Below are 26646 nucleotides of genomic sequence, written 5' to 3' on the forward strand. Positions count from 1 at the left end.
AAATCGAGCTGGTCGTCTTCTGAATTTTTGGCCACGGTGTGCGCTCCTGGAGTCGGGCGAGACGGGTTATGCGACCCACACCGCCCGTGATGGGTGGCCGGTCGCTACCGTCGTCGTCGGTCGGAGACGCACTCTCCGGCCACATCGGCCCTGGTGGGTCTAGCCACCCACCAGGGCCTCTGGCTACTTTTCGGTCAGGGTTGTGTCAGGCGTTGAGTTCGTCGAACCATCCGGGCGGGGTGGCGACGAACTCGTTGCGCAGTGCTGGGGTGCTCTCGTGAGAATTGCGGCTGCACCGATACATCGGCCCGTGCTCGGCGTCGAGCATCGTGCGCAGCTGTGGGTCGGCGTGGTGCACCCACCACCCCGACATCGCTGCCCCGTCCTCTGCTGCGGTCGCGGCCTCCCATGCGGTCCACAGCGAGTGCAGACGCACCACGACTTCGGGGTGCTCCCACCAACTCGGGCAGAACACCCTGTTCTTGCCAGGTGAGGTCGTGATCTTGCGGGCCACGATTGCCGAGAGCCACGCATCGAACCAGGCATCGAATGTGAGAAATCGTCTCGCCGGAGTCTCGTTCGCCGCGGCGGTCTCATCCGGTGCGCTCACAGGTACGGCTCCTCGTCGCTGATGGCCGTGACCGGCTCGGCGGTCGGGGCTGCTGTTCTCTCGATCTGAATCTGGGCTTTCTCGGGGATGCCGTACCGATCGAACGAGGCGTTGATGCCGTCGGCGTTCGGTCCGTCGGACCAGTACACCTTCACCACCAGCACCGGCCGGTTACCGGAAATCAGCACCAGTGCACGGGTTTTCGGGATGGCCCCGAGGTCGTCGACGGTCAGGATCGCCTCTTTCGACCAGGACTGCGACTTCGACGACGAGCCACCCTCGAACATTCCTCCGCTGCGCGAGGTCGACCAGCGTTCGACGTCGTGATCGCCGACCAGCGCGGACAGTTCCGACAGGGTGGTCTTGTCCTTGAGCCCGCCGCCGTACCAGAGGAAGTTCGCGGCATCGAGAAGCTGCTTGACCCCGTCTTGGCCCCACACTTTCTGCGCTTGAGAGAGGTTCTGCACGATCGTCATCACACAGATGCCCTGCGAGCCGAGGTGGGAGTACCAGGCAGGGAGTTCGGGGAGGCGGCAGACGTTCGCGGCCTCGTCGAGGATGCAGAGCATCGGCACCGGTAAACGGCCGCGCGGGCTTCGGCGTGCGACGCGTTGGGCGGCGTCGATGATCGACCCGATCAACGCTGTGGTCAGCGCCGACGATGAATCCGGGCCTTCCTTCGACAGGGCGTAGATCGTGTCGGTACTGGTGACGAACTTCTCGACGACGAACTCTGTCATCGCGTGCGGATATTTCACGCCGCGCCCGATCGTCGTGTCCGGAGTGTCGTCGGTGGAGAGGTCGACTCTGCTCGGTGGCAGGATCGACATCGCATACGACTTCTCCTCCAGCAGGCCGATGAACCGGCGTGCCATGTCGTAGAGGCCATCTCGCTGGCGTGGGTTGAGATCGCTCGTCGACTTCAGGCGCATCGCAACGATGCTGTGCCCGTGCGCCGCCAGCAGCTTCTGAGGCAGTTCGTTCGCCTCGTCGGAGAGCCAGCCGTAGACGTGCAGCAGATCCCCACCGCCGCACGCGGCCGCGAACATCATCTGCGCCAGCAGTTCCTGTGCGCCACCGTCGAAGTAGGCATCGACTTTGGCCGAATCATCGCGAGATGCGGCAGCGAAGTACGAGGCGAGCTTGCGGGCAGCGACGATGGTGTCGATTCCGCGCAACGGATTCCACCAAAACCCGTCCCCTGTGGTGAGCGGGCCTTCGGCGATGCCTTGCAGGTCGTAGCGCCACACTGTGCCGAGTTCCTCGCGGACGCCGCGGGTGAAGTCGTGGCCATCGCGCTTGTTGGAGGTGAACAATGCCGCCCCTGGTGCGGTGCACAAGGCGTCGATCGCCAAGGCTGCGGTCTTACCCATCCGGGGGCCGGCGAGGGCGAAGAGCATGTCCTCCCAGGACATGAACACCTTCTGATTGCCCTGCACGGTGCGGCCGACGATGACTCCGATGTCGGCGTCGGCGAGCGAGTCCAGCTCGGCAAGATCGGTTCGTAGCGACTTCGCGCGTTCGCGGGCCTGCTTGCCGGTCACCCCGGTCAGCTTCGACGTCGGCCCCATCAAGCGGGCCTTGACGTCGACGTCGTTCTTACTACCTCCGGCCGCGCGGGCAGCGGCGGCGACGCCGGTGAGACCGGAGACGATGATCATCGCGATCACGAATATCCATGTCGACGCTGTCGGCCAGGTCAGTTGCCCGCCGGCGACGGAGAACAGTGCCCCGAACGGGTTGCCAGGGATGTCCTCCCCGGTGCCGGCGAAAGTGTGTCCGAGCCACAGTGACCCGTAGGCCAACGCGATCAGCGCGATCACGACCGATGCTGCGATCAGCGGGAACACCGACGAGGAGGTGCCGGCACCTTTGGAGGTCGGCTTCTTGGTCACCATGTGTCCACACCACCCTCGATGGCCATATCGACGCTGCGGTCGATCTCGATGACATTGGAGACTCGGTTGGTGATGTCGACGACCGAATCCGATGATCGGTCCTGGCGGGGTGTCTCGAGCATTAGATCGGACAGTCGGATCGGTTCGACGTCCGCTGCGGTGGAGGAGACGTCGAGGGCGTGTTCGGCGATGTCGTCGAAGTCGAGCCCGTCGAGTTCGTCGGGCAGCTCCAGCACGTCCAGCGGTAGACCAGGTCGCAGGACTGCGTCGTCGATACCGTTGTCGAGCAGACGCTCGCGCCACGCATCCTCATGGACGGCTGTGCGATTGGCGGTGGCGACGGCCCAGTCCTGTTCGGTGGGGTCGGTGAAGGTTTGTGCGGTGATCAGCTCGTGTGCGACACCGGTCGCGGCAAGATATGCGGCCGCACGCACCAGTGCGAGATCGGAGTCGAGCAGTCCGAACGCGCGACTGTCACTGCGCGGCTCGTTCGAGTGCGGGCGGGATCGGACCTCGTCGCGGCGGGCGTGTGCGCGGTCGGGGAGGCTGCGGCGACGTGCGGCAGCCAACGCAGCGCGCCGGCCCCGTTCGTAGGCGGCGGCAGCGATCTGTGAGCGACGTTGCTGCTCGGCGGTAGACGGTTGAATGTTCATCGACGGTCACCGCCGACGATGGTCTGGGCACTGGCGACGGTGTCGCCTGTGAACGGGTCGACGGTATCGGTGGTCGACAACGGCACGTCAATTCCTGGGACCGGGTAATTGGTGTGCGCGACGAATGATCTGGATTCAGACATGGAGGGCCTTCACTGGGAGCGTCGGCCAGCCCACAGCTCGAAGATACCGACACCGAAAGAGGTGCGGTGCAGCGCTGTTGCTGGGTGGACGCTCGACCGTGACCCTCATCGACGGTCGAACGAACGTCAGCCTAGCCCATCGCGGCGTGCTCGTGCACGCTTACGATCAGTGTCCGGGCCTCGTCGTTACGCGGAGCGATCATTATGTGCCGATGTTGTAACCAGTGATCATTCTCGCGTACCGCCCCGTCCGTTCCTGCCGACCTTTGGTCAGTAATCCCACTCGATCACTATGGGCCCTGCGGGGTCGCGGCGAGGTTGAACGTTGTCGGTCGTCAGACTTGTCGATAGGAAGGCAGTGATGAGGTGCAGGGGAGACGGGGGCGCGTAGATGCCGCCATCGTCATCGAGCAGGTTGATCCGCAATACGACCGCAGCGTCACCACCATCAAGTCCGAGCAGCCCATGGTTGTCGTACGGGTAGTCGGCGAGGACGTCAATTTTGACATCGATTCGCTCAGATGTACCTCTTTCGAAGCCGACGACTTGGAACCAATGCAGCCCGTTGTATGTTTCGGTCTCTTCGCGTGTGACGGCAAGGGCTGGAATCAAGTACTTCTCCCAAATTGCGTACGCCCGATCTTCGGGTGCTTCGTCCATGATTCCAGCCCTTTCATCGTGCTCGACTGCTCCTTGATGAACGGAAGGCCGCTAGTTTTGGTAAAGGTCCCGCACGATCGACAATGTCAGGGCATCGCGTTCCGGCCTCCTCTGGGCAGAATGCAAGGACCGGGCGGGCAGAGATCGTCGCCGACAGTTCGATGCCTGCCGCTTCGGTCGAGGGTGGCTCCCAATTCGAGCTGGTCCGAGGGGGCCGGTCAGTGTTGCTCGCCGTGCGTTCGAGTCGAGTGTCCCCGTTCGCCGAGTGGCCTACTGTCGTGGCACATCGCGGAGGGCGTGCGCGAGATCGTCCGCAGTGGGCAGCGAGGGCCGGATGTCATCGGGAAGCGCCCCGTAGGTGGTGTAGGTGCTCACGGCCAGGGGTGAACCGATTCCCCGTAGGGCGTATTCGACGACGATGTCATCTCGGGTGGCGGCCAACAAGATGCCGATGGTTGCGCCGTCACCGTGCTCGGGTCTGCGAAGTTGATCGTCGACGGCGTTGACGTAGAAATTCAGTTTGCCGATGTGCTCGGGTTCTGCCTGACCGACTTTGAGTTCGAAGACCACGAACCGGCGTAGTCCCAGGTGGAAGAATAGTAGGTCCAGAAAGTAGTCCCGCTCACCTGTGGTGATCTTGTACTGGCGACCTACGAAGGCGAACCCGGCACCGAGTTCGCTCAGGAAATGGGTGAGACGACCGATCAGTGCGTCTTCGAGTTCGCGTTCACTGTGCCCGGAGTCGAGGTTCAGGAAGTCGAGGTTGTACGGGTCCTGGAGAATGCTGTGGGCCAGATCCGATTCGTGTGCAGCCAACGTGGCAGGGAAGTTGTTCGGTGCACTCCCGACCCGGAGGTGTCGTCGGGAACTGATGTGATGGGTCAATGTGGCGCGTGACCAGCCATGATGTACGGCTTGTTCGGCGTACCAGTTGCGTGCCGCAGTGTCCGGAACACGATCGAGCAACACGGTGACATGACCCCAGGGCAATTGCGCAACAGCGTGTTGCGCACTTGGTTCGGGAAACGCACCAGCGAAGGTGCGCATGTACACCAAGTTGCGCTGCGAGAGTCCCCGCATCTGGGGGAACTCGGTCCGCAGGTCGTCGGCGAGACGGGCGATGACCTTCGTCCCCCACCCTTCGTGTGCCTGGCGCCGACGAATCGACATGCCGATCTGCCAGTACAGCTCGATGAGCTCGGTGTTGACTGCGCGTGCGACCTGTACGCGGGCGCGCCGCACCTGCGTCTTGATCTGTTCGAGCAAATCGCCGTATCCGGTCGGCTCGATCCGATCCTCGCGTGCACTCATCGGCTTCATCCTCGCACGGGGGAGGGCGGTCGGTGCTGCGTCCGGCGAGGTGGCGCGGTATAAGATCGGTCCGCCGGCTCGACTGTCGTGCAACGCGTTGCTGCCGTCGTCGTTCCTCTCGCCCGGGAGGAAAACCGAACACCGATATGAGGGTCCTCGTGTCCGCACAACTACCGTCCGCATCACGCTCGTGAGCGAACGGCCACCTCACATGTCTCGGACCGTGGGGTCGGCCCCAAGAATCTCGAGGCCGGGCGCAGTCGCATCAGACACTTACGTCTGCGGCACGCTCGTCCAACGCGGGGAGTCGCAGACGAACTGTTGCCGCAGATGATAGGGGCGAACGGGAACAGTCTCGGTCAAGGCCAATGAACACGCCGAGAAATCTGCTCGTTTCGTCGTCGTCGCCGACGGGCCCGCCACCAGCAGACCGCTGATCATGATGGGACTCGATCAGATCATCACCCTTTACACCGACCGGGATGCGGCGGTCACTGCGCTCGCATCATGATCGCGTGACCGCACGGAGCGCGGACAACGGCCACCACCACCTCGGGGCGCAACGTCAGTCGTCGACGGCTCTGAGCGCGGCACTGAGCGCTACCTGTGCGGATACATCTGCATCGATCGCGCTGCGAAATTCGATGTCGTCGGTCTCGACCACCAGCGGGATGTCGGTATCGGACTGTCCGCGTTCATCGGCGAGTGTGTGCTCGCGATCCTTCGCCAGCTGATAGGCGGTGAGAGCGCAGTCCTGTTTTTCGCGTGCGGTGGCCATGGTGTCAGGCTCGATGGCGCCGCGTCGGGGCATGTCCAGGCGCGGCGTCGGGTACCGCTTCGGCTCGTGGTTCGGTGTTCGGATCGACACCACGTGTGTCGATCTTCAGAATGTTCTGCAGGTCGTCGTGAATAGGCGTGTTCATAAAATAAAGACTCGACCTTCTTGACCGTCGGATGGTGCAGGTCAGTTCGGTTTCGGCTGAGGGGCCGTCGGCGCTGGAGTCGACGTGCACCATCAACCCTACGAGCTTTATGTCTTACTACAGCGCATTCTGACGGCGCGGTCTTTCGAAACCCGAGATAATTCGCAAAATTTTGGGCACATTGGAATGCATTGATGCAGTTCAGAGGCAAACAATACTGGCGCCCGACACGGAACCGAAACCTGCGTCACATCAAGCGCGACGACGAGTCGGGTTTCATGGTGTTCTTGCCTTCTCCACGACCGACCTGGCCGAGGCATCGACCAGGCAAATTCACGTGTACCGGGGGCGGATACTGCGCTATCTGCAGAGTCCGTCCGTCAGTCGCCCCTCGTCAAAAGTTTGTGTGCGTGCGAGTACAGTCGTCGACAAGTCGAAGAAAGTTGCCGCGGCGATAGTTTTGGCCAGGTGTCCGGGTTCAGCCCCAACAGGTCGGACGCTCAATTTTAAAGTCTGGATTTTTGATGGCCTGGCCGATACGGGCAGTGAGATGCTTTATCACGCGTCGGTTTCGTGGCAGGTCTTACCCGTGCGTGTCGTTATTGCACTGTTGCGTGATTCGGTGATCGCGCAATTTCTATTTTTTATCAGAGAACCTTATTGGAATTCTACGCGGGCTCACCAATTGTCAGCATCGGTGAAGCCCGAATGGAGATTCGATTCGGGCCCCGTGGTGTCACTCCTCGGCTCATAAGCCGCTCGGCACATCGAAGCCGGGCCGAAATTCACATCGGTCGCCGCTCCGGGACGGCGTCCCTGTCCTGGTCGCCCGGATCATTCGCTCGTTGTCAGTCTGGAATGCGGTGTGCGGGGTAGTGTTCGGTGGGACCATGGCCGACGAGGCCCTGGTTTCTGCCACAAGTGCCTGGCTGGGCATCGCCGCACCGTCGAGCCTGACAGCGGTGCCACCGCACGCGAGAAGCACGACGGGATCCCCCACCCCTCACCGCCGTTCACCACTGCCGATCTCTCGCACTCAATCGGGCGTCGAGGGATGTTGCTTGCACCTCGGCTGTCGTTACTGCTCGAAGACATACGCATTCACCGTGACACTCGACTTTGGTTCGGTGGCAATGTCTTGCAATACGATCAGGATCGAGTCCTAGTGCTCACCTATAGCATCAACATCGGTTGGCGGGGTGTGTGCCCCGGTTGCGCCGGCGTCACCCTGGGGGAGAACGTGACCGACACTCCACGCGTCGGCGCCGCCACTACACGCATCTACGCGGTTTGCGATGCCTGCGGGTGGGAAGGCTCCGGCGCGCCGCCGGTTCCTCCGCCGACGATTAGCGCGGCATGAACCCAGCCGTCGTCACACCTGTGCGAGATTCTGACATAGCGGCGCAACGCCTGCGGCGATCCGAGGGCCGTGCCGGATGGTCCGTGCACTTGCCAGCTCGGCTCCGGCGGCGCAGTCCTCGAGACGGCGTATGGGGGCGAGCTGCAGTGCACCTCCATACCGAATAGTTCGAACGTCGGTGTGGCAACGGGCGGGTGTATATCGGCCATCGTGTCATCTCCGCGAGATCGGCGATCTACACGGCGTTCGCGCATCGTCTCTCCGGTACGCCTTTGGGACGGTCGGTCACTTTTGTTGAGGCGTGCGCAGTTCTGTTCGATCGGTGCAAGTGTGCGAGACCGCGTGAGCTTCTGCGATCGAACTACCGCTCTTGACGTGGGTTCGCCGCGGCCGAGTCCACTATCCGGGCGGCCAGTACCGCCAATTTGGTGTTCTCGCGTTGCGATTGCTCGGACAGTGCCGCGAACGCGGCGTCGGGGGAAATCCCGCGCACTGCCATCACGATGCCTTTTGCCTGTTCGATGGTCCCGCGGGTTTTCATTGCCTGGCGCAGACCGGCGGTCTCTTCCTGTGCTTCGATTGCGTGCCGTGAGTTCCACACTGCCACTTCCACCGACGTGACGAGCATTTTCACCAACACCTTGTCGATGTCGCTGAAGCCGTGGCCGTCGAAACTGTAGATATTGAGCGATCCGGCATGTTCGGAATCGACCGCAAGCGGTGCAGAGAGGTAACTGCGCACACCGATATCGGCAACAGCGGATGCGAAAGTCGGCCAACGGACCGCGACTTCGCCGACCCGGACACAGACGATGCGGCCGGTGCGGGCGGCCTCCAAGCAGGGTCCTTCAGCGGCGGTGTACTGATCGGTGTCGACGTCGACCACGCGAGAGTCCGAACACGCCGCTGTGACCGGATTCGCCGAATCGTGATGTAGGAGAGTAACTCCTGCCATATCGGCACCGGGGATCGCGGCAACCACCTGTTCGCACAGACTTTGTAGGAGTGTCTCGAAACGGGAGTGGTTGAGCAATGTTTCCCGGAAGATGTCGAGGGCTTCGAAAGTGTCCTCGGCGTAATAACTCGACGCCCCGGCGCTCGGAGCTGGCCGGGCCGGTGTCGACAACGCCGCCAAGATTTCGTCGTCGAAGTCGAGTGCTGCGGCTGCTTCGAGGGCAGTGGCGGGCGCTCGGTGGGGTGGTGTCCTGTCGGTCATGTGGATCGAGCCCCAGACGGTGCAGTCATTACACCTGTTGACGTGCGCGAGACCTGTCGGCGGTGATGACCTTCACCGGCTGCCGCAACCGTACGCCAGCGGCAACCGCACCGTACCGGGGAGCGCGCACTCTCGGCGACCCGTCGCGCATCCGATAAAGAGCCCTTATGTCAGGCCCAGACAGGGGAGTGAACCTGTGTAGGCGTGTGTGCGCACACGGCGAGGGAGCCGGTAGGTCTTTTTTTACGGCGTCTGAAAGTTGTAGACCGCCGGTCTATAGGGACACTCTGACACATGACCAGCCGCCCCATCGTGCTCAAGACGATTCGCTGAACCCGCTTCTCAGGGCCAGCCGTGATCGCGTCGCTCGGCGGGGTGTGACGGCTGAGCCTGGTGATGCTGCGATGATGCCCTGTAATGCGTCAACTGCTGGAGCGCGCCGCGCGCAGCTCTTGCAGCAGTCATGGATGAGTGATTTTGTAAGGAGCGTTGTGAGCACCCTCGGTAATTTCATCTGGTCGATCGCTGACCATCTTCGGGGGCCATACCGGCCTAACCAGTACGGCAACGTCATCCTCCCGCTTACGATCCTGCGCCGCCTCGACGCCATCATCGAGCCCGACCGGGAGGTGGTGCGCGAGCTCGCGACACGGTATGACAACCCCAACCGCCTCAAGGTCGAGGTCAAGAAGGCCACCGGCCGTCCGTTCTACAACACGTCGAACTACTCCTTCGCCAATCTCCTGAAGGAGCCCGACGAGCTGGCAAACAACCTGACCGACTACATCGACCGGTTCTCGCCCGACGTCGACGTATTCGAGTACTTCGATTTCAAGAAAGAGATCCTCGCTCTGGATAAGGCAGAGCTGTTGGGTGAGGTCATCGCATCCTTCAAAGCCATCGACCTACACCCGGGGGTCGTCTCCAACTCCGACATGGGCGATGCGTTCGAGTACATCATTCGCAAATTCAACGAGGCCGCGAACGAAACGTCCGGTGATCACTACACCCCGCGCGACGCGATCCGCCTGCTCGTCGACCTGCTCTTCGCCGAGAAGGACGTCGACCTGACCGAGGCCGGCATCGTCCGTACTCTCTACGACCCCACTGCGGGTACCGGCGGCATGCTCACCCTCGCCGAGGAGCACCTGCTCGCACAGAACCCCGATGCGAAGCTGAGCCTGTACGGCCAGGAGTACAACCCGCAGTCGTATGCGATCTGTAAGTCCGATTTGCTCGCCAAGGGCCACGACGCGACCAGTATCGCGTTCGGGAACACCCTGACCGACGATGCGTTTAAGACCCGAAAGTTCGACTTCGGCATGTCGAATCCGCCGTACGGGGTCGACTGGAAGCAGTACGCCAAGGCAGTCAAGAAGGAACACGACGAAGCCGGCCCCTACGGCCGGTTCGCCCCCGGCCTCCCGTCGACGTCGGACGGGCAGATGCTCTTCCTGCTTCACCTGGCCCACAAGATGCGCGCCCCCGAGGATGGCGGCGGCCGCGTCGGCATAGTTTTGAACGGTTCGCCACTCTTCAGCGGCGGCGCTGGATCTGGGCCCTCGAACATCCGAAAATGGCTGTTGGAGAACGATTTAGTCGAGGCAATCGTTGCGTTGCCGTCCAACATGTTCTTCAACACCGACATCTTTACGTACATTTGGATTCTCGACAACACCAAGCACCCCGACCGCAAGGGGCTAGTTCAGCTCGTCAACGGCACGTCGTTCTGGACCAAGATGCGCAAGAACCTCGGCTCGAAGAACCGCGAACTCAGCGAGAGTGACTGCACCAAGGTCGTCAGACTATATGCCGATTTTACCGACGCCGACCCTGATTATTCCAAGGTGCTGCGCAACGACGAGTTCGGTTTCTGGACTGTGACCGTCGAGCGTCCACTGCTTGGCGACGGCGGAGATCCAGTGACCGACCGTAAAGGCGATCCCAAGCCGGACGCCAAGAGGCGCGACACCGAGAACGTGCCGTTCACCTATGGCGGCTCCACCGCGGGAGCAGCCGGTATCACTGAGGTGATCGAGGCTTACTTCGAGGCTGAAGTGCAGCCCCATGTCCCCGACGCTTGGATCGACTGGACCAAGACCAAAACTGGCTACGAGATCCCCTTCACCCGCCATTTCTACAAGTACGTCCCACCCCGGTTACTCGCTGAGATCGATGCTGATCTAGATAAACAGGTCGGCAAGATCCTTGACCTACTTCGACAGGTAGAGCAGTGACGGGGCCGTTGTGGGTTTCTTTGCCGGATGGGTGGCAGACGGGCCAGGTCAAGAACGCTGCAACCGTCACGCTCGGCAAGATGCTGCAGAGCAAGGACTCAGGTAGCGACGTGATTGCTCCATATATGCGCGCCGCGAACGTGCAACCTGACGGCCTGATGGCCCTCGACGATGTGAACGAGATGTGGTTCAGCGCTACCGAGTTGGAGAAGTTGCGCATCCGGAAGGGCGACGTCGTCGTCGTCGAGGGCGGCCAAGGCGGATTTGGCCGCGCCGCGTATGTTGACGAGAACTTGCCCGGCTGGGGATTCCAGAACTCGATCAACCGACTGCGACCGATAGGGGACGCCGACGGCCGCTTTATCGCGTTCTACCTGATCGCGCTACGAGCGAGCGGCTTTCTTCGCGCCTACTCCAACGTTGTCTCGATGCCACACCTCACCGCAGAGAAGCTCGCTCGTATTCCTCTTCCTCTGCCACCCGCCGAGTATCAGCGCGCAGTCTGTGACTACCTCGACCACGAGACCGCCCGCATCGACACACTCATCCAGGAGCAGCAGCGACTGATCGAGATGCTCCGCAAGCGGCGGCTCGATCTGCTTCGAGCGGCGGTTCTCGGATCGGCGAACCCCTTTTCGCCGCCCCCCGAAATGGCGTTCACCGCAATCGGTCACCACTTTTCGGTGACGCTTGGAAAGATGTTGGACGCTGGTAAGGCAATTCGCACCGCAGATCAGACGCTTCCCTATATCCGAGCCGGAAACATCCAGGATGCTGGCCTCAAGCTAGACGACGTGAACCATATGCCCTACTCGGAGGCCGAGGCAGCAAACCTCAACCTACTCAAGGGAGACTTGCTCGTCGTTGAGGGCGGCGCAGTAGGCACTAACGTTTTGCTTCTCGAAGATATGCATGGGTGGTCCTTCCAGAAGACCGTTAATCGACTCCGTCCGCACAATAACTGGTCGTCCGGCTGGTTGGGGTATGTATTGCAAACGTATCGAGATATTGGCGTTTTAGACATCGTGTGCAACAAATCGACCATCCCACACCTAACGGCAGAGAAGCTTCGCGCACTGCGTGTGCCTTCCGTAGATCCAACGGAGCAAGTGCGAGTTGAAGCGATCTTGGATCGGGAAACCGCGAAGATAGACGTGCTGATCGCCGAAACGGAGCGGTTCATCGAGCTCTCGAAGGAACGGCGGTTGGCGCTGATCACGGCTGCGGTGACGGGGCAAATCGACGTACGGGAGAGGGCGTGATGACCGATCACCAGGAGATTGTCTTCGAGTCCGAAATCTGTACGTACCTGGATGCCCACGGATGGCTCTATTCGCCGAAGGACACCGGCTACGACCGGGAACGGGCATTGTTCCCCGAGGACCTGTTCGACTGGCTGCAGGAGACCCAGCAGGCGGTCTACGCGAAGGCGTTGAAAGCTGCAGGGTCGCAGGCCAAGTTCCTCGATGTGCTGACCGCAGCTTTGGACAAGCCCCTCGAGCACGGTGGCGGGACGCTGAACATTCTGCGCAACGGCGTGCAGTACATCGGCGGCGGCCGGCTCAAGATCGCGCAGTTCCGCCCCGAAACGGGCCTGAACGCGACTACCAACGAGCAATACGCCGCGATGCGGGTACGGGTGATGCGGCAGGTGCATTTCTCCACCGCCGACCAGCGCAGCATCGACCTGGTGTTCTTCGTCAACGGCCTCCCGGTCGCCACCGTGGAGTTGAAGACCGACTTCAACCAGTCTCTCGACGACGCCATCAGCCAGTACCGCAAGGACCGCAACCCCATGACCAAAGGCCGAGGCGAGCCGCTGCTGTCGTTCGGGCATCGGGCGCTGGTCCATTTCGCGGTCTCCAACGATCTAGCTGCGATGACCACCCGCCTCGAAGGGACGACGACGCACTTTCTGCCGTTCAACGTCGGCCACAAGGGAGGCGCGGGGAACCCGCCGGCGCAGGGCGGACGGTCGGCCACGGCCTACCTGTGGGAGCGAGTCTGGGAAAAAGACGCCTGGCTCAACATCATCGGCCGGCTGATGCTCGTGGAGACCAAGCAGGAGTGGGACGTGGCGACCGGGACGTCGGTGCGCCGCACGAGCATGCTCTTCCCCCGGTTCCACCAGTGGGAGGCGGTGACGAACGTGGTGGCCGCGGTGCGCGAAGAAGGGGTGGGCAAGCGTTACCTGATCGAGCATTCGGCAGGATCGGGCAAGACGAACACCATCGCCTGGACTGCGCACCGGCTGGCTCGGTTACACGTCAGCGACAAGAAGGTCTTCGACTCGGTGATCGTCGTTGTGGACCGCACCGTGCTCGACGGGCAACTGCAGGACGCGATACGCCAGATCGATGGGTCGGGGAAGATCGTGGCCACGATCAGCCCGGAAGATGTCCGCAAGGCCGGCGCGAAGTCGAAATCCGGTTTGCTGGCAACGGCTTTGAAGAACAATGAGCTGATCATCGCGGTGACGGTGCAGACCTTCCCGTTCGCGCTCGAGGAGATCCGTAAGGACTCCTCGCTCAAGGGTCGGCGTTTCGCCGTGATCGCCGACGAGGCGCATTCGTCGCAGTCCGGTCAGATTTCCTCCAAGCTCAAAGCTGTGCTGACCGCCGAGGAAGTCGAGGAGATCGAGGAAGGCGGGGAGGTCGACGTCGAGACGATTCTGGCGGCGGAGATGACTGCGCGCGCCGAATCGGAGAACATCTCTTTTCTCGCGTTCACAGCGACACCGAAGAACAAGACGTTGGAACTGTTCGGCCGGCCGGGCCCTGAGGGCAAGCCGGTGGAGTTTCATCTGTACTCGATGCGCCAAGCCATCGAGGAGGAGTACATCCTCGACGTGCTCAAGGGCTACCAGTCCTACGACACCGCGTTGAAGATCGCAGGCAAGGCGGAGAGCGGCGACGGCGGCGAGGTGGAGGAGTCCGCTGCCCGCAAGGGGTTGATGCGGTGGGTCAGGTTGCATCCAACCAACATCGCTCAGAAGGTGCAGATCATCGTGGAGCACTTCCATGCCAACGTCGCGCACCTGCTGGAGGGCAAAGCCAAGGCGATGGTCGTGACCGACTCCCGCAAGGCCGCGGTGAAGTACAAGAAGGCAATTGACGCCTTCATCGACAAGCGGTCGGCGGAGGACGTGTCGTACAACTACCGCACGCTGGTGGCCTTCTCCGGTTCGGTGACGATGGACGAGAACGAGGAATGGGCCTCGGAGTGGGGGCCGCAGCCGAGTGAGGACGACGAGTTCACCGAAACCAACCTCAATCCCGGTGCGGGTTCGGATCTGGCTGCTGCGTTCAAGGGCACGACCTACAAGATCATGTTGGTTGCCAACAAGTTTCAGACCGGGTTCGATCAGCCGTTGCTCACGGCGATGTACGTGGACAAGAAGCTTTCGGGAGTCACTGCCGTGCAGACGTTGTCTCGGCTCAACCGCACTCACCGCACGGCGGGCGGGGAACACAAACGCAAGACGTTCGTGATCGACTTCGTGAACAAGCCCGAGGACATCAGGGTGGCGTTCGAGCCGTACTTCACGGGTGCCAGATTGGAGACCGAGACCGATCCGTACGTCGTCGCGCACTTGGCGACCAAACTTGCGCAGGCGGGGATCTACACGCCGGAGCAGGTGCGCGAGGTCGCTGAGCTGTGGGTTACCCGTAAGGGCAACAGTGCGCTCTCCTCGGCGATGAGCCCGGCCAAGAACGACTTCGCCCGCCGCTACGCGGCGGCGATCGAGGCCGACGACACCGTTGCACTGAACACTCTCGATCTCTTTCGCAAGGACGTCGCCACCTATGTCCGGCTGTATGACTTCATGAGTCAGATCGTCGACTACGGCGACCCGTTCATGGAGATGCTGTCGATTTTCCTGCGGCTGTTGGACAAGCTCATCGCGGACTCGTCCTGGGCTGCGGAAGTGGATCTGTCGGATGTGGTCCTGGTCGGGGTCAAGCACACCAAGGCTGGCGCGGTCGACATTTCGTTGACGGGTGACGGTGAGCTCAAGGGCATCAGCGCAGCTGGTTCTGGTACCCGGAAGGACCCGAAATATGTTGCCCTGCAAGTTGTCATCGACAAGATGAACGATCTGTTCGGAGCCGAGTCGTTCTCTGCGGCCCAGATCCGCGAGTTCGTGCAAGGTCTGGTGCACCAACTGCTCGCGGATCCAGAGTTGGTCAATCAGACACGCGTGAACTCGAAGAAGCAGTTCGTCGAATCGCAGGACTTCCAGGCGGCGGTCACCGAGGCGGTCGTCGACAATCAGGATGCCCACAACACTATGGCCGACTACTTCTTCAGCGACGGCCCCGGCATCAGTGCGGTCATCATGGCGTTGGCAGACGCGTTTTACGAGGCGGCTATCGATCAGCCAGCGGATGCTTGGGACGGTCCGGCGAGTGCGGAGGGCGAAGGCGCGTAAGAGCTCTTAGCGATCATTGTATGGCCGTGACATCGACAAACTGCTTAGTGAGTAGCGTCACAAACTGAGCAACTCATTGAGGAACTGCCACTCTCCAGCAACATCGCGTTTCGACCTTTGCCCTGCTGGTCGGCGCATACCCCAAGCAGCAGAGGCGTTGTCGGTCGGCTTCCTGCGAGTCCGGTCACGTTCCGGCAAGATTCAGGAGCCTTGTGGACATGACAACGGACATTGAAATCACGTACGAGCCCAAGACGGTCCGCGCGGTGCGCGGTATGGAATCGCGGACCATCGAATGGGCAAGAGCGTACGCAGCGCGGAGGTGCTAGAACGTCACTCCTGGGGGCGGGTCGAGTCGGAAAGTGTTGCCTCCCCAGCCCGTGGGGTCGTCCGCGAGTCGCTCAGCTCGCGCGGCGAGCGGGACAAGTGCACTCGGTAGATCGTCCAGATGCACGATCGTTGTTCCGAATGATTCGGCCGTTTTGGAGCGAGCTAGGAGGCTGATCATCTCACGGTCCGGGACCACGACGTCACTGTAGGGAACTGCATGAGCAAGGGCATCTATGTCTCGAATTGGGTTGGTAGTCCACAGCTTTTCTTGACGGAACAGGTGTGTCTTGAGGTCGACCGCGATGCGCAAAGCGGGGACTGTGTCAGAAAAATTTGCGAGCTTTCGCCGCGCACTCTTGATGTCCTTCCCGCTGAACGTGCCTTCGAACGACATGTTGTAAGCGTGGAGCAGTTCGTAGAGTGGCCGTTTGTGCTCGTGCAGTAGTTCTCGTACCTGTAGAAAAGTGCGCATTTCCCTCGCTGAGGGCTTTCCAAGACCCTCTGCTTCGAGTGCCTTGTACAGGTCGTTCTCCCAGTCAACTCGGCTGGACATCGACGCTGCTGCTGCTTCAGGGTTGTAGCCCTCTGCTCTGAGAGGAGCTATCTGATCGTCCCGAGGCCCTGCGAACAGCCGAAATTCAGCCCACTGGTTGATCTCGGTCAGAGTGCTCGGCGGGATCAGAGGCCCGGCCTCCGGGGCAGAAAACGTGAAGCCGCCTGCTTCACCTCGAAATGCCCAGTGAGCGCCGTGTCCGAGGACATCAATCGGTGAGGGTCGGAAAGTTGGGCGTCCCAACTGGACGTGCATGGCCGTGCGAAGTTGGTGCTCAATGAGAACTTGCGGTGCTCTCAGTGTCCGCATGTACGAGAGTGATGCCACTGTTCGCGCGAGTCTCATCCGTTGATTTGGGTCGGTTATCCCGGACAGGGTTTCGCTGTAGGTCGTAGAGGACAGCGGGAACGCGACTCCGGACTCCGCGGCATTACGGACCGCCTCCAGTGCCTGGGTTTGCTTGCTGTCGCCCTTCCCGTGGTCTGCTTTCGCCAGGGCGAACCACATCCATTGATCCAGGTAGACGGTCGGGCGGGATAGCTTCAGTGCCCGTGAAGCTTCTGCTGGTTCGGTCACCATCCGCCCCGGTCTCCACGATCAAGGGATTTCTCACGTAGAGACTGCATCACGATTTGCCGGTCCTTGTGTCTCGTCACTCGGCGCAGCGCTTGGATCGTGGAGCCCAGATCAGCTGTCGTCGTGCGCCAAATTTCTGCAGCGGCGGTCGCCTGCTTCGGTATTGAGCCTTGCATGCGGTCGGTCACTCGGATGGATGGGCCCGTACCTGCGTGCAGGTCGTTGAAGTGCAGTGCGTTGCGGACCGAGAGCAACGCGTCCTCCTCCACGTCGCCGGCGAACTGTCGACCCATCTCGATGACGAAGAAGCCGAGTTGTTTCGCCATCCAGAAGGTCGTGTAGTGCGCGCGACGGCACACCATGATCGGTAAAGTCAGCTGTTCAGGGTTGGGTTTCTGAAGCAGCACACCCTTGTCCAGTAGTTGGTAGAGCTCGGCTGAGCTGGGTATATCCAGGAGCGAATGTTCTTGACTTCGAAGATGGTGGTTACGGGTGCCTGAGGCAACCCACTCACGACTGGGATGACGAACCCTGCGCTATCGAGTGCTCCCCGCAGCGTGACGCCCAGCAGATTCTTCGTTTCGCCCGGCACCGGGCACGGCTGGCTGTAGCGCGCCTGATGCGATCAGCGCGGACCTCACAGCGACTTCGCCTGCTGGTCCGATCAGTCTGTGAGGGAAGCGTTGTGTTCCCTGGGCCCAACTGGTGTATCGGGAGTAGACAAGGCGCTTGCGGGCCGCAGCTCTGTCGATTCTCGTTGCCCGACGCCGGCGGTCCGCGAGCTGGATGGTGTCGATCCTGCGACCTCCACGGCTGGTGTTGCCGCGAGACCACTCGATGACGTCGGAGTTTCCGAGATTGCGCAGGGTGGTAGTGATGTGGTGCGGGTCGACGTTTCCGGTGTGTCCTTGCCAGAAGTGTTCGGCGATACGGCTTTCGATCTCGGGTGGAACGACGGCGAAGTGTTCGTTCAGCGCATCGATGATGCGCTCTCGGCCAAGGCGACGTAGTCGCTGACGGGAGTGGACATGAGGCCAGTCCGCCTCGAAATTACGTTTCAGGACATCGGAGCCGCCATATATAGAAGTGGTTGTGGGTCGGGCTGCTGGAGCTGGCAGTGATTCCGGTCGACGATACTGATTTGGTGGACAGTGCGTACATGAAGTTGAAGTGGGCTGAACGGCGGGCCGATGAGCTCAAGGGCGACATTGAAAGTTATCGGGCGTTGGACCCAATACGGTTTCGACAAGGACCGACCACTACGAATGTCTTCGATCCGTCGCTGCTGGTTGTACGGTTCTATGCTGCGGTCGATCCGCAGATGCCTGACTGGTGGGGCTTAGCCTTCGGGGATGTGCTGGCAAGCCTCCGGGCCGCGCTGGATCATGCACTTGTCGGGCACGTTCGGAGTCAAGTGCCAAATCTGCCGGAGTCGAAGGAACGTAGGCTTCAGTTTCCGGTTCTGACTGAGCCAGAGCTGTGGAAGGGGACATCCAAGAACCGCGGTCCCGAGCGATCGCTGGAAGGCCTATGTTCGCCCGAAGTGCTGGACGCTGTGAAGAATTGCCAGCCTTTCGGCTTTCTGCCCGACAGGGATCCCCAGCAGCATCCACTCTCGGTTCTCACCCGGCTTGTAAACGGCGACAAGCATCGGGAGGTCTCAGTCGTTGCATACGTTCCGCATGAGCTGACATTCGATGACTCCGCGCCCACTGTGGAGATCGTCAGCTATGCCCATGGCACCAGTGATCTGGTAGACGGGGCGCACGCTGGAACTGTGATCGTGAGGAAACCGGAGCCATCGGCTAGGTGGCAAGCGGTCTCGCTGAAACCTGTCCCGACCATCGGGTACGTAGAGACAACCCGGATTCCTGGGATTGTGGACGAGCCGGGTATCGGAGTCGGCACTGTTTTGGACTTCCTTGTGGAGGGAGTGCGAACGACGCTCGACGAGATGGCCGCTGCAGGAGCGTGAGCCGAAATAGGACAGCGTGTGCTTTGGGCCACCGTTGACCGGTTGTGAACCCTTGATGAACTGGAAAACCCGCCAACCAGTATCGGTTGGCGGGCAGCACAACTAGATGAGCGCGATGAGTGCTAGAAGCACGATGGCCGCAACTGTAATGTTGAGCTTGAATCCACGAAATTCAATTGACAATTTCATATTTTTTGTATCGGCGCGTCCCGCACGACTCGCCGAGCCTTTCGGATAATTACGAGACACGCAATCCCGTAGTGCGAGAGGATTTGTGTGACCGCTGTCAGCTATAAAAGCCCGACATATAAGTGTACCGTCTTTCAAGTCTGGGTGCTCGCGTGGTCTTGCTATTCTTCTTGGTCGAGCCTTCGAATTATGTTTGCCAACAGTATTACTGCATCGGCGCTGATTCCCGCGTCGCGTCTAATGGCCGTCGAAGAATGCTTAACACGATGCGCTAATGCCGCAGCCTTCTTGGTCAGTCCCCGGATATCCTCGTTGCTCGGCCCCGGCAGTGTGTCCTCGATGTAGCGTTCGATTCTCATGTTTGTCTTGTCGACGGGTGGCTCCTTCTCCCCATCGCGTAGGTGCACTTCTGCGCGATATATCGTCCGGGACAAAGCTTCCAGCACTCCGACACAATTAGTCCCCAGAGCGCGGTAGTCCTGCGGCGTGGATGCCGTTTGAAACCGTCTGCGCAGTTCTCGGACTTCCTCATCTACGTTCGGCCACCCTGTCGCCGAACGCGGTGATGCTGGATCGGCGAGAGCGTCGAAGGTACCGTCCTCCAATGCAATCAATGAGCTATGAATCGGGTCCATGAGCGCTGAGACCATCTCGCGCCTGGCCTGCCAGGACCCATACCCGTCGTTCTTGTTCCAATACGTCCGAAACGTAGTGAAATTCCTAAATGGTGGCGAGAATTCGATCCCCAGCCGCCCGCAGATTGCACGCATTGCGATGAGGGCCTCCGCGATTTGCTTGTCGTCTAGCTCTTCACCCCCTGCGGTGCCGTAGGCTGTCAGCTCACCATCAATAAGACCGGACAGGGCGATCGCCACTTCCAGGTCTGTCTTCCCCGGGACGGGACCTCGACGTAGTTCGCTCATCATGCACATGTCGAACTCACGTCTAGTCGACGAAGTTCCCCATGGGTCGCCGAACGAAGTGCCTGATGATGGAACCTCGGTGAAAAATTCGTCTGAGATCACCGGGGAATTGTCCCATTCATTACCTGCCCTCTGGCGAAGGACACAGGGCGGTATCGAGCGCTGGCCCAGATGGTGCTGTTGACCTCGTATCAGCGGCCACAGCGACATGTACAAGGCGCGGCGGATTCCTCAGCGACAGCCGCTTACTGATAACGACAATCATTGCCGATAATTTATATTCCGTCGTGTCAACGGGCACAGTCCAGATTGATCGTGCTGGTCCTCTACGTCAGTGAGCCGGACGGCTCCGCAACAAGTGACGCGGATTCTCGGCATGCGAACTGACGACGTATGCGTCCGATGAGCGCAGTGTTGTGCCCCCGGGGGAGTTCCCACTCCTCGCGCTCGAGACCGTGTCGGTGCTCCCGCGGGCCGTACTGCCACCCTGAACAAGGGTTTCATTCCAAAAATGCTGCATTCAAACTCGTTTCAGCCGCTACCTGACATAAGGTAGAGCTTCCCGGGAGTCGTCCTACTTTTTGTAAGGATATCTGGCCCTTGTGACTGATGTGTGGGGGCTATCGGCGGCCGGGTAGCGCGACGGTCGATGTCCCCGAGATTGAGCATGGCCTAGGAGATGAGCGCTTCAGGATGGACAAAGCCGAAGGCGACGAGTTCTTTGTGGAATGCTGGACCGATGGCACAGCGAGAGCAACAAGCTCGGTGCTTCGGTCATAGAGTTGGCGTGGCCCTAGGCCTGACCATCGTTGCCATGGTTGGGTTGTACTTTTGGGACTGGTTCTCCCTCGGCGGTCGGGGTGGGAGTACCTGGTGCCCGGATCATTACGGCATGCCCGCCACGATCGATACGGTGGATCCGGACGTTGTGCCCTTCGTCGGGGTGACGGACTGGTGGAGCTGGCGACCCGGACTGACGTGCACTTTCTCCTGGGCCGGTGAGTTCAGTGTGACCGTCCGCCCGGAGGAGTGGCGTGGCTATGCGGCTGCCGGGCTGGCGATAGCGATCCTTGTCCTGCTCGTTTTGTACGCGAAGGTTGATGCGGCGTCGCTCGCTCGCGTTGTGTCGTCTTGGCCGCGATGCATCGCCACTGTGGTTGTCATTGTCGTCGTCATGACGTTCACGACTGGAGCTCGAGGATGGGCGATTGCCAGCGCCGCATTGTTTGTTTTCGCCTGGTGGGGTACGGCGATCATCCTCATACGAAGGTCGAGCGTTCGGTCGTCATCCGTGAAAACCGAGGCAAGGGACAGCGAGGGGACCTGAGAGCAGAAACGCCACCATGTGTGGGGTTATCGGTGACCTGGTAGTGATGGTCGGTGACCTCCGAGATTGAGCATGGCCAAGGAGATGAGCGCTTCGGGATGGACAAAGCCGAAGGCTATGCGAGTGAGGAGTCGGATCTTGGTGTTCATGGATTCGACGAGTCCGTTGGACAGTCCGTGTTCGATGGCAGCGAGGATTTGTTCGCGGTGCCCGACGATGCGACGTTGCAGCGTGACGAACGATTCGATTCGGCTTCGTCGCGCCCACTGGATCCATCGTTCGAGTGCATCGGCGGCCTGGTCGACGGGGAGTTTGAAGACCGTTCGTAGGCCCTCTTTGAGCAGGTATGCGCGGTAGAGACGAGGATCGGTGGATGCGACCCAGCGTAGTTTCACGCGTTGGCGGTCGGTGAGGTTCTCTGGGTTCTTCCACAGCGCGTAACGGGAACGCAGCAACGCCCGGGCAGGCCCTGTGGAGACGGTGGAGCGTCGTCCATTGATCCAGCCGTGCGATCGAGTGTTCCCTCCACGGCGCGCGTTGGACCATGCCTGGCGGCGTACGGCATCGAGTGCCTCTGTGGCCCAACCGACTACGTGAAAGGGGTCGGCACAACGGATCGCGCCTGGACATCGATCGCGAACCACATCGGAGATCCATAGCGCCCCGTCAGCGGTGACATGAGTTATGCGGGCGCACCTTCCCGCACCGGATGACTCGAGTGCGTCGAAGAAAGCGCGAACGGTCGCGCGGTCTCGGCCGGGATGAGCCCAGACCAGGCGTCCGGTGTCGTGGTCGACGACGACGGTCAGGTACTTGTGGCCGCGCTTGTAGGAGATCTCGTCGATTCCGATTCGTGTCAGGCCGGCCATCGCGTCGATGCCGGCGGCGGTGTCGGCCCACACTCTAGCGATGATCGATCCGACTGTGCGCCAAGCGATCCGCATCAATTCGGTGATCGCCTTCTTGGAGCACTGGGTGGCCAGCCACGCGACTTGCCGATCGAAAGCGCGGGTGTGTCCGGCACTGTGTCGGGCCCATGGAACCTGGCGCACCGTCGGCCCGTGGATGGGGCAATCGACCCGCGGGGCGTCAGCTTCGAGGAAGACTTGCACAGTTCCCAAGTCCAGGCCACGCCACTGCCGTCAGCCCTGACCACGGTCGTACCAGGAAGCCCTCGATCCGCAGGCTCCACATCGACCGCGGTTCGCCCTTGCGGGTCTGACATGCGCCACGATCGCATGCGTGTGATCGTCGAACTCAACATCCTCGACGACGGTTCTCTCGACGCCCAACACAGTGCGCCATAAGCTAGCGTTCTGCACACCGTTCTCCGTTCTTCAGTTTTGACCTTCGACAAGCCAAAACATAGACGGGGAACGGTGTGTGGCCGTTCAGGCGCGATCAGCGACCCACCAATGTGTCACAAGAGCCGGATATCTTGACCGTGCGGTATTGCCGTTTTCGAGACGTCCCACCCTCGTCGACGAACGGATTAAGGCGACGCGTTGTCGCGGGCATCGTGGGTCTTGCTGTATGCCGAAATCTGTTGACAATCAACTTGGGTCGGATAAACGCGACTACCGTGGAAGTCAGCTATCGATCATGGTAGGCGCGGGGGTCACGCGCGCGATGGGGCAGCACCAGCCGATCGCGACACTGCTTGAGAAACCCGGACTCTATCCATCTTGAACTGGCTGTCATCGTCTGCAATCAATCAATGAGCCGGGCGGCCGTCATGGATCATGACAGGAGGTCGAAGTAGTGAGAACGGGCTTTCATGGCGTGTATGAGCAGTTCGTTTCCGCTGTCGAAACGCAGGACGACCAGTTCGAGTAGGCGGCCGTTTGGGTCGAAACCCAACAGGAATTGGCGGGCGGGGTTGTCGTCGTCCAAATCGGCGACATACACGTGGTGCTCTGCTGCGTAGATGCCGGCGTCTTCGCCGATTCCGTGTTTGAGTGCGGATTTGTGTGCTCTCACGCGACCTGGGTCCAGGCACGCACTGCTTCTCGTATTGCTTCGGATCGGGAGACATGCTCTTGCTCGGCGCGCACGTTCAACGCTTCGAGCAGGGCGGCGTCCATGCGCACGGGCACTACCGCTCCGGGCCCGGTTCCGAGGGTGGGTCGGCCTCGTTTACGTAACTTCTCGGTGGCGTAGCCTGCCTCGGCTTCGTCTACCCATTCTTCGATCATGCTGTCGGTGACGGGCAGACCGTTGATCGTTTCGTCAGTCATCTAATTAGTGTAATACGAAATTCGGCGGCGGAGGGCGCTGATACAGCCAACACCCCGTCTCGCTGTGCAAGCTGGTCAGACAGCCAGTGCATCTGCCCCCGGCATGCTGCCGGTTCGCCATCAAACGTCAAGGCGGCTTGACGGTGCGGTAACTACCGGGAGGGGTGCGACTGACAGCTGAGACTGGTGTGACAGTCACGGTCGTCACGACAGCTATATGCGTTGGCCCGCCGCAGTTGACAGACCGATCGTGATTTGTGAATGCGCTCAGCGGGTGCAGTTTTCGTAGGCATATCCGGCGCGCAGGATGGTCGCGTCGCCGAAGTGTCGGCCGACGAGCAACGTACGTCGCAGCCAAACTCGAAAGAATGGCGCCGAACTCATAGCAGACCCCGCCAGTACCACTTGTGGTACCCGTACGAGAAGCGGTACCATCACAGGACCTCGACAAATATTCCGCGCAACGCGGGAACCCATATCTGGCCCGCGCAAGGCGGGCCGCACACGTCCATCGGTGATCCACAAGCCGTGGACCAGAGGAGTCATTCATGCCTGCCATCACCCGAACCGAAGCCCGCAAGAGCCTATTCCCGCTTGTCGAACAGGTCGTAGAGGACCACACCTCTGTAGAGATTGTCTCCAACAGCGGCAACGCCATCCTCATGTCCAAAGCCGATTACGACGCAATGATCGAGACCGCGTACCTACTGCGCAGTCCCGCCAACGCAACCCACCTACTCAAAAGCATGGAACAGGCCCGCCGCGGGGAGGTGAAACCCAGAAAGCTGGTCACATGACCCAGGTCCGATTCACCGAAGAAGGCTGGAACAGCTACACGTCCTGGACCGCCGTTGACAAGAAGATGCTCACCCGCATAAACAAACTCATCGACGCCGCACTGCGAGACCCATACACCGGAATCGGCAACCCCGAGCCCCTCAAATATGCCCTCGCAGGCGCATGGTCACGACGAATCAACATCGAACACCGACTTGTGTACCTACCACCGGACGGCCACTCTCCCGATCTCGTCATCGTATCCTCGCGATATCACTACTGAGGAGACCGTCGGCGCCGAGCAGTCGCCGCCTGACGACAACCTCGGCGCGCCGCACCAGATGTCCGCGGTTGAGATCGTTGCTGGCGGACGGTGCCGGGTCGGCTTGCTGCGCCGCCGGTAGCTGTGGGTCCAGGCGCGCCAGTCGTCACCGCGCTCGACCTCCCGCAGCTGGGATCGGTCAACGTATACCGCGGTGCTCGGCGTAAGGCACCGGCTCCGGGTCGATCGCCCCGTGAAGCGGGTGTAGGACAGCACGAGCCGCCCTGTGCGTGTTGGTGGGTGGAGTTCGAGACTGGAGAGAAAGTCCGGTCGAAGCCAACGGGCGAGATCAACCGGTCCGGTGAACCGGTCGATCGTGACGGGCACGTGAACGCACCGTGCTCTCAGGACCGGGTCCGTACCCTCGGATGGCGGTGCCGAACCGGCATCGATACCCGAGATGCAAGGAGGCCTATCCATGGCTGGAATCGCTGACAAGCTCGACAAGGCATACGAAGACAAGCCGCTCACCGAACTCGTCGACGCACCCGTCGAAGCGCTGCAGTGAGTCAGCCCCGGCGACGCCGAGCACCGACCCAAACTCCAGCGGTCGGTGGCCACGCCGTGTGTCGAACTCGAGACGGTGACGAAGCGGTCCCGTAGCCGGTTGGCGTCAGGGTTTCTTGACGGTGCGGAAATGGACGATCATGCGGCGTCGGGGACCTTGTCAAGGAACCCGAGCACCGTCTGCAGTCGGCCGGCACCGTCGATGAGAACGACGTCGAACCCGGCGATCGGGGCCTCTTGACCAGCTGGGCCGAGTTCCCAGCGGAAGCGCGCCTGTTCGTGGTGCGCGTCGACCGGACCGGCCAGGCGGAACACAAATCCAGGAAACTGGCCTTGCACCGCACCAATCGTCGCGGCGATGGCTTCTCTACCATCGGCGAGCGCCATCGGGTCGACGTAGCGGGCGTCCTCGCTGAACACGGAGTCCACCGCGGCCCGACGGGCAACTGGGTCGGTCTCGTTCCAGGCGTCGATGTAGCGCTGAGTCAGGTCCTCGAACATGGTCATGGTCGTACCCCTTTTCAGGATTTGCGGAACGGTGGATCCGGCCGCGGTCTCACCAGGATTGCTAGCGCTGCTCGGCCCGTCCATGACCTGTCAGGTAGTGCAGCGGTGGGCTCGGCTCGGGAGAATTCATTACCTTGCAGGTCATCGCCATGGGGTATGTCTTAACCCTACCGTGGTCTTCGTGAACACCACTACCGAGCATGCCGGTGTAATGATCCGCCGGTGGCGCCGGTGCCGGCGTCTGTCCCAGCTGGAGCTGTCCGAGCTGGCAGGTACCTCGACGCGTCACTTGTCGTTCGTGGAGACCGGTCGGGCCACCCCGAGCCGGGAGATGGTGTTGCGGCTCGCTGGTGCGCTGGGTGTTTCATTGCGTGAGACCAACCAGATGCTGCTCGGTGCCGGTCTCGCGCCTGCCTATCCGGATGCCCGGGTCGATCACGCGGCGCGTGCCGCGCTGTTGGACCTGCTCGATGGAGTCCTTGCCGGACATCTGCCCAACCCGGCGCTGGTGTTGGACGCCGAGTTCGACGTGGTCGCCACCAACACGGCGGTGGACCGCCTTCTCGTCACACTGGTCGATCCCGACCTTCTGGACCCGCCGGTGAACGTGGTCCGGGTGACGCTGCATCCGCGGGGCTTGTCCCGTCACCTCGTCAACTTGGGTCCGTGGCGAGCGCACCTGCTGCGTCAGGTCCGCCAGCATGCGGCCACCGCACCGAGCGCGTCACTGGACGCGCTGCTCGCCGACGCTGAAGGGTTTCCGCATCCCGAGCACGCCGAGCCGAGGGGCGGCACGTTCGCTTTGCCGATGCAGCTGCGTGTCGAGGACACAACGCTGAGTCTGTTCAGCACCGTGGCCACCTTCGGTACCCCCCTGGACGTAGCGGCGAGTGAGCTCGCGATCGAGACATTCCTACCCGCCGATACCACCACTCGTGCCTGGTTGGCGGCCGCGGACACCTGAGCCGCTCCCACGCACT

Annotated in this window: 24 protein-coding genes and 1 pseudogene; 9 read left to right on the plus strand and 16 right to left on the minus strand. The window is 61.2% G+C overall.

The genetic code is table 11. The features are described 5' to 3' along the window. Positions 1-205: 205 nt before the first annotated feature. From QMK32_RS21250 to QMK32_RS21290, 9 genes are all read right to left on the minus strand, one after another. Positions 206-610, minus strand: coding sequence for a DUF4913 domain-containing protein (locus QMK32_RS21250; protein WP_283477292.1), 405 nt, complete (start codon positions 608-610; stop codon positions 206-208). Further along, positions 607-2508, minus strand: coding sequence for a type IV secretory system conjugative DNA transfer family protein (locus QMK32_RS21255; protein WP_283477294.1), 1902 nt, complete (start codon positions 2506-2508; stop codon positions 607-609). Before QMK32_RS21255 ends, QMK32_RS21250 begins: the two co-directional genes overlap by 4 nt. Next, entirely contained in the window at positions 2502-3161 is a 660-nt protein-coding gene (locus QMK32_RS21260) for a TraI DNA relaxase (RefSeq protein ID WP_283477296.1), read from the minus strand. The genes QMK32_RS21255 and QMK32_RS21260 overlap by 7 nt, the downstream gene beginning before the upstream one ends. After that, on the minus strand, positions 3158-3304 hold the full coding sequence (locus QMK32_RS21265; RefSeq protein WP_283477297.1) for a hypothetical protein: 147 nt from the start codon (positions 3302-3304) through the stop codon (positions 3158-3160). Before QMK32_RS21265 ends, QMK32_RS21260 begins: the two co-directional genes overlap by 4 nt. Positions 3305-3574: 270 nt before the next feature. Further along, entirely contained in the window at positions 3575-3964 is a 390-nt protein-coding gene (locus tag QMK32_RS21270) for a hypothetical protein (protein ID WP_283477298.1), read from the minus strand. 270 nt (positions 3965-4234) lie between these two features. Then, positions 4235-5275, minus strand: a complete 1041-nt coding sequence (locus QMK32_RS21275) for a PDDEXK nuclease domain-containing protein (RefSeq protein WP_283477300.1) — start codon at positions 5273-5275, stop codon at positions 4235-4237. Between the two features lie 565 nt (positions 5276-5840). Beyond that, on the minus strand, positions 5841-6053 hold the full coding sequence (locus QMK32_RS21280; protein WP_283477301.1) for a hypothetical protein: 213 nt from the start codon (positions 6051-6053) through the stop codon (positions 5841-5843). 4 nt (positions 6054-6057) lie between these two features. After that, positions 6058-6198: a hypothetical protein gene (locus tag QMK32_RS21285; RefSeq protein ID WP_283477303.1), complete on the minus strand. Its 141-nt coding sequence runs from the start codon at positions 6196-6198 to the stop codon at positions 6058-6060. Between the two features lie 1721 nt (positions 6199-7919). Continuing rightward, complete coding sequence (locus QMK32_RS21290) at positions 7920-8774, minus strand: GAF and ANTAR domain-containing protein (protein ID WP_283477305.1); 855 nt, start codon at positions 8772-8774, stop codon at positions 7920-7922. A gap of 491 nt (positions 8775-9265) precedes the next feature. Between QMK32_RS21290 and QMK32_RS21295 the strand changes: the two genes are divergently transcribed. The 3 genes from QMK32_RS21295 to QMK32_RS21305 all read left to right on the plus strand — a co-directional run bounded on the left by QMK32_RS21295 (position 9266) and on the right by QMK32_RS21305 (position 15443). Further along, on the plus strand, positions 9266-11011 hold the full coding sequence (locus tag QMK32_RS21295; protein ID WP_283477306.1) for a type I restriction-modification system subunit M: 1746 nt from the start codon (positions 9266-9268) through the stop codon (positions 11009-11011). Positions 11012-11091: 80 nt separating this feature from the next. Then, a complete protein-coding gene (locus tag QMK32_RS21300; RefSeq protein WP_502943728.1) occupies positions 11092-12273 on the plus strand; it encodes a restriction endonuclease subunit S in 1182 nt (393 codons plus the stop codon). Next, positions 12273-15443: a type I restriction endonuclease subunit R gene (locus QMK32_RS21305; protein ID WP_283477310.1), complete on the plus strand. Its 3171-nt coding sequence runs from the start codon at positions 12273-12275 to the stop codon at positions 15441-15443. Before QMK32_RS21300 ends, QMK32_RS21305 begins: the two co-directional genes overlap by 1 nt. A 325-nt stretch (positions 15444-15768) precedes the next feature. On the opposite strand, the gene QMK32_RS21310 is transcribed toward QMK32_RS21305, so the two are convergent. Both QMK32_RS21310 and QMK32_RS21315 read right to left on the minus strand, forming a co-directional pair. Next, positions 15769-16902 carry a hypothetical protein gene (locus QMK32_RS21310; RefSeq protein ID WP_283477312.1) on the minus strand — a complete coding sequence of 378 codons (1134 nt, stop codon included), beginning with the start codon at positions 16900-16902 and terminating at the stop codon, positions 15769-15771. Next, positions 16899-17309, minus strand: a complete 411-nt coding sequence (locus QMK32_RS21315) for a hypothetical protein (RefSeq protein WP_283477314.1) — start codon at positions 17307-17309, stop codon at positions 16899-16901. The genes QMK32_RS21310 and QMK32_RS21315 overlap by 4 nt, the downstream gene beginning before the upstream one ends. A 264-nt stretch (positions 17310-17573) precedes the next feature. On the opposite strand from QMK32_RS21315, the gene QMK32_RS21320 reads away from it, so the two are divergent. Next, a complete protein-coding gene (locus tag QMK32_RS21320; RefSeq protein ID WP_283477315.1) occupies positions 17574-17912 on the plus strand; it encodes a hypothetical protein in 339 nt (112 codons plus the stop codon). A gap of 149 nt (positions 17913-18061) precedes the next feature. Next, positions 18062-18877: a hypothetical protein gene (locus QMK32_RS21325; protein WP_283477317.1), complete on the plus strand. Its 816-nt coding sequence runs from the start codon at positions 18062-18064 to the stop codon at positions 18875-18877. A 350-nt stretch (positions 18878-19227) separates the two neighbouring features. Here the strand turns inward: QMK32_RS21325 and QMK32_RS21330 are convergent, their stop codons facing one another. Further along, a complete protein-coding gene (locus QMK32_RS21330; RefSeq protein ID WP_283477319.1) occupies positions 19228-20091 on the minus strand; it encodes a hypothetical protein in 864 nt (287 codons plus the stop codon). A 712-nt stretch (positions 20092-20803) separates the two neighbouring features. Here QMK32_RS21330 and QMK32_RS21335 point away from each other — a divergent pair. Further along, on the plus strand, positions 20804-21316 hold the full coding sequence (locus QMK32_RS21335; RefSeq protein WP_283477321.1) for a hypothetical protein: 513 nt from the start codon (positions 20804-20806) through the stop codon (positions 21314-21316). 26 nt (positions 21317-21342) lie between these two features. Here QMK32_RS21335 and QMK32_RS21340 read toward each other — a convergent pair. The 3 genes and pseudogenes from QMK32_RS21340 to QMK32_RS21350 form a co-directional block, all read right to left on the minus strand. Beyond that, a pseudogene (locus tag QMK32_RS21340) lies at positions 21343-22638 on the minus strand (ISL3 family transposase). A gap of 418 nt (positions 22639-23056) precedes the next feature. Beyond that, positions 23057-23296 (minus strand): toxin, encoded by a 240-nt coding sequence (locus QMK32_RS21345; RefSeq protein WP_283477322.1) that lies wholly within the window; start codon positions 23294-23296, stop codon positions 23057-23059. After that, positions 23293-23553: a ribbon-helix-helix domain-containing protein gene (locus tag QMK32_RS21350; protein WP_283477324.1), complete on the minus strand. Its 261-nt coding sequence runs from the start codon at positions 23551-23553 to the stop codon at positions 23293-23295. Before QMK32_RS21350 ends, QMK32_RS21345 begins: the two co-directional genes overlap by 4 nt. Before the next feature lie 548 nt (positions 23554-24101). On the opposite strand from QMK32_RS21350, the gene QMK32_RS21355 reads away from it, so the two are divergent. Beyond that, positions 24102-24350 (plus strand): type II toxin-antitoxin system Phd/YefM family antitoxin, encoded by a 249-nt coding sequence (locus QMK32_RS21355; protein ID WP_283477325.1) that lies wholly within the window; start codon positions 24102-24104, stop codon positions 24348-24350. Beyond that, the gene (locus QMK32_RS21360) at positions 24347-24613 is read left to right on the plus strand and encodes a Txe/YoeB family addiction module toxin (protein ID WP_283477326.1); all 267 of its coding nucleotides are present in this window, start codon (positions 24347-24349) and stop codon (positions 24611-24613) included. The genes QMK32_RS21355 and QMK32_RS21360 overlap by 4 nt, the downstream gene beginning before the upstream one ends. Positions 24614-25297: 684 nt before the next feature. Here the strand turns inward: QMK32_RS21360 and QMK32_RS21365 are convergent. Then, a complete protein-coding gene (locus tag QMK32_RS21365; RefSeq protein WP_283477327.1) occupies positions 25298-25666 on the minus strand; it encodes a nuclear transport factor 2 family protein in 369 nt (122 codons plus the stop codon). Between the two features lie 181 nt (positions 25667-25847). On the opposite strand from QMK32_RS21365, the gene QMK32_RS21370 reads away from it, so the two are divergent. Continuing rightward, positions 25848-26630 (plus strand): helix-turn-helix domain-containing protein, encoded by a 783-nt coding sequence (locus QMK32_RS21370; protein WP_283477328.1) that lies wholly within the window; start codon positions 25848-25850, stop codon positions 26628-26630. Positions 26631-26646: the final 16 nt, after the last annotated feature.

Source organism: Rhodococcus sp. H29-C3 (genome assembly GCF_030063405.1).
Classification (GTDB): domain Bacteria; phylum Actinomycetota; class Actinomycetes; order Mycobacteriales; family Mycobacteriaceae; genus Rhodococcoides.

Coding starts and splice junctions, on each gene's coding strand:
- QMK32_RS21305 (WP_283477310.1), top strand. CDS start 12,273: ATGACCGATCACCAGGAGATTGTCTTCGAGTCCGAAATCTGTACGTAC.
- QMK32_RS21255 (WP_283477294.1), bottom strand. CDS start 2,508: ATGGTGACCAAGAAGCCGACCTCCAAAGGTGCCGGCACCTCCTCGTCG.
- QMK32_RS21270 (WP_283477298.1), bottom strand. CDS start 3,964: ATGGACGAAGCACCCGAAGATCGGGCGTACGCAATTTGGGAGAAGTAC.
- QMK32_RS21365 (WP_283477327.1), bottom strand. CDS start 25,666: ATGACCATGTTCGAGGACCTGACTCAGCGCTACATCGACGCCTGGAAC.
- QMK32_RS21335 (WP_283477321.1), top strand. CDS start 20,804: ATGGTTGGGTTGTACTTTTGGGACTGGTTCTCCCTCGGCGGTCGGGGT.
- QMK32_RS21280 (WP_283477301.1), bottom strand. CDS start 6,053: ATGGCCACCGCACGCGAAAAACAGGACTGCGCTCTCACCGCCTATCAG.
- QMK32_RS21360 (WP_283477326.1), top strand. CDS start 24,347: ATGACCCAGGTCCGATTCACCGAAGAAGGCTGGAACAGCTACACGTCC.
- QMK32_RS21265 (WP_283477297.1), bottom strand. CDS start 3,304: ATGTCTGAATCCAGATCATTCGTCGCGCACACCAATTACCCGGTCCCA.
- QMK32_RS21290 (WP_283477305.1), bottom strand. CDS start 8,774: ATGACCGACAGGACACCACCCCACCGAGCGCCCGCCACTGCCCTCGAA.
- QMK32_RS21260 (WP_283477296.1), bottom strand. CDS start 3,161: ATGAACATTCAACCGTCTACCGCCGAGCAGCAACGTCGCTCACAGATC.
- QMK32_RS21300 (WP_502943728.1), top strand. CDS start 11,092: ATGCTGCAGAGCAAGGACTCAGGTAGCGACGTGATTGCTCCATATATG.
- QMK32_RS21275 (WP_283477300.1), bottom strand. CDS start 5,275: ATGAGTGCACGCGAGGATCGGATCGAGCCGACCGGATACGGCGATTTG.
- QMK32_RS21350 (WP_283477324.1), bottom strand. CDS start 23,553: ATGACTGACGAAACGATCAACGGTCTGCCCGTCACCGACAGCATGATC.
- QMK32_RS21285 (WP_283477303.1), bottom strand. CDS start 6,198: ATGAACACGCCTATTCACGACGACCTGCAGAACATTCTGAAGATCGAC.
- QMK32_RS21325 (WP_283477317.1), top strand. CDS start 18,062: ATGAAGTTGAAGTGGGCTGAACGGCGGGCCGATGAGCTCAAGGGCGAC.
- QMK32_RS21355 (WP_283477325.1), top strand. CDS start 24,102: ATGCCTGCCATCACCCGAACCGAAGCCCGCAAGAGCCTATTCCCGCTT.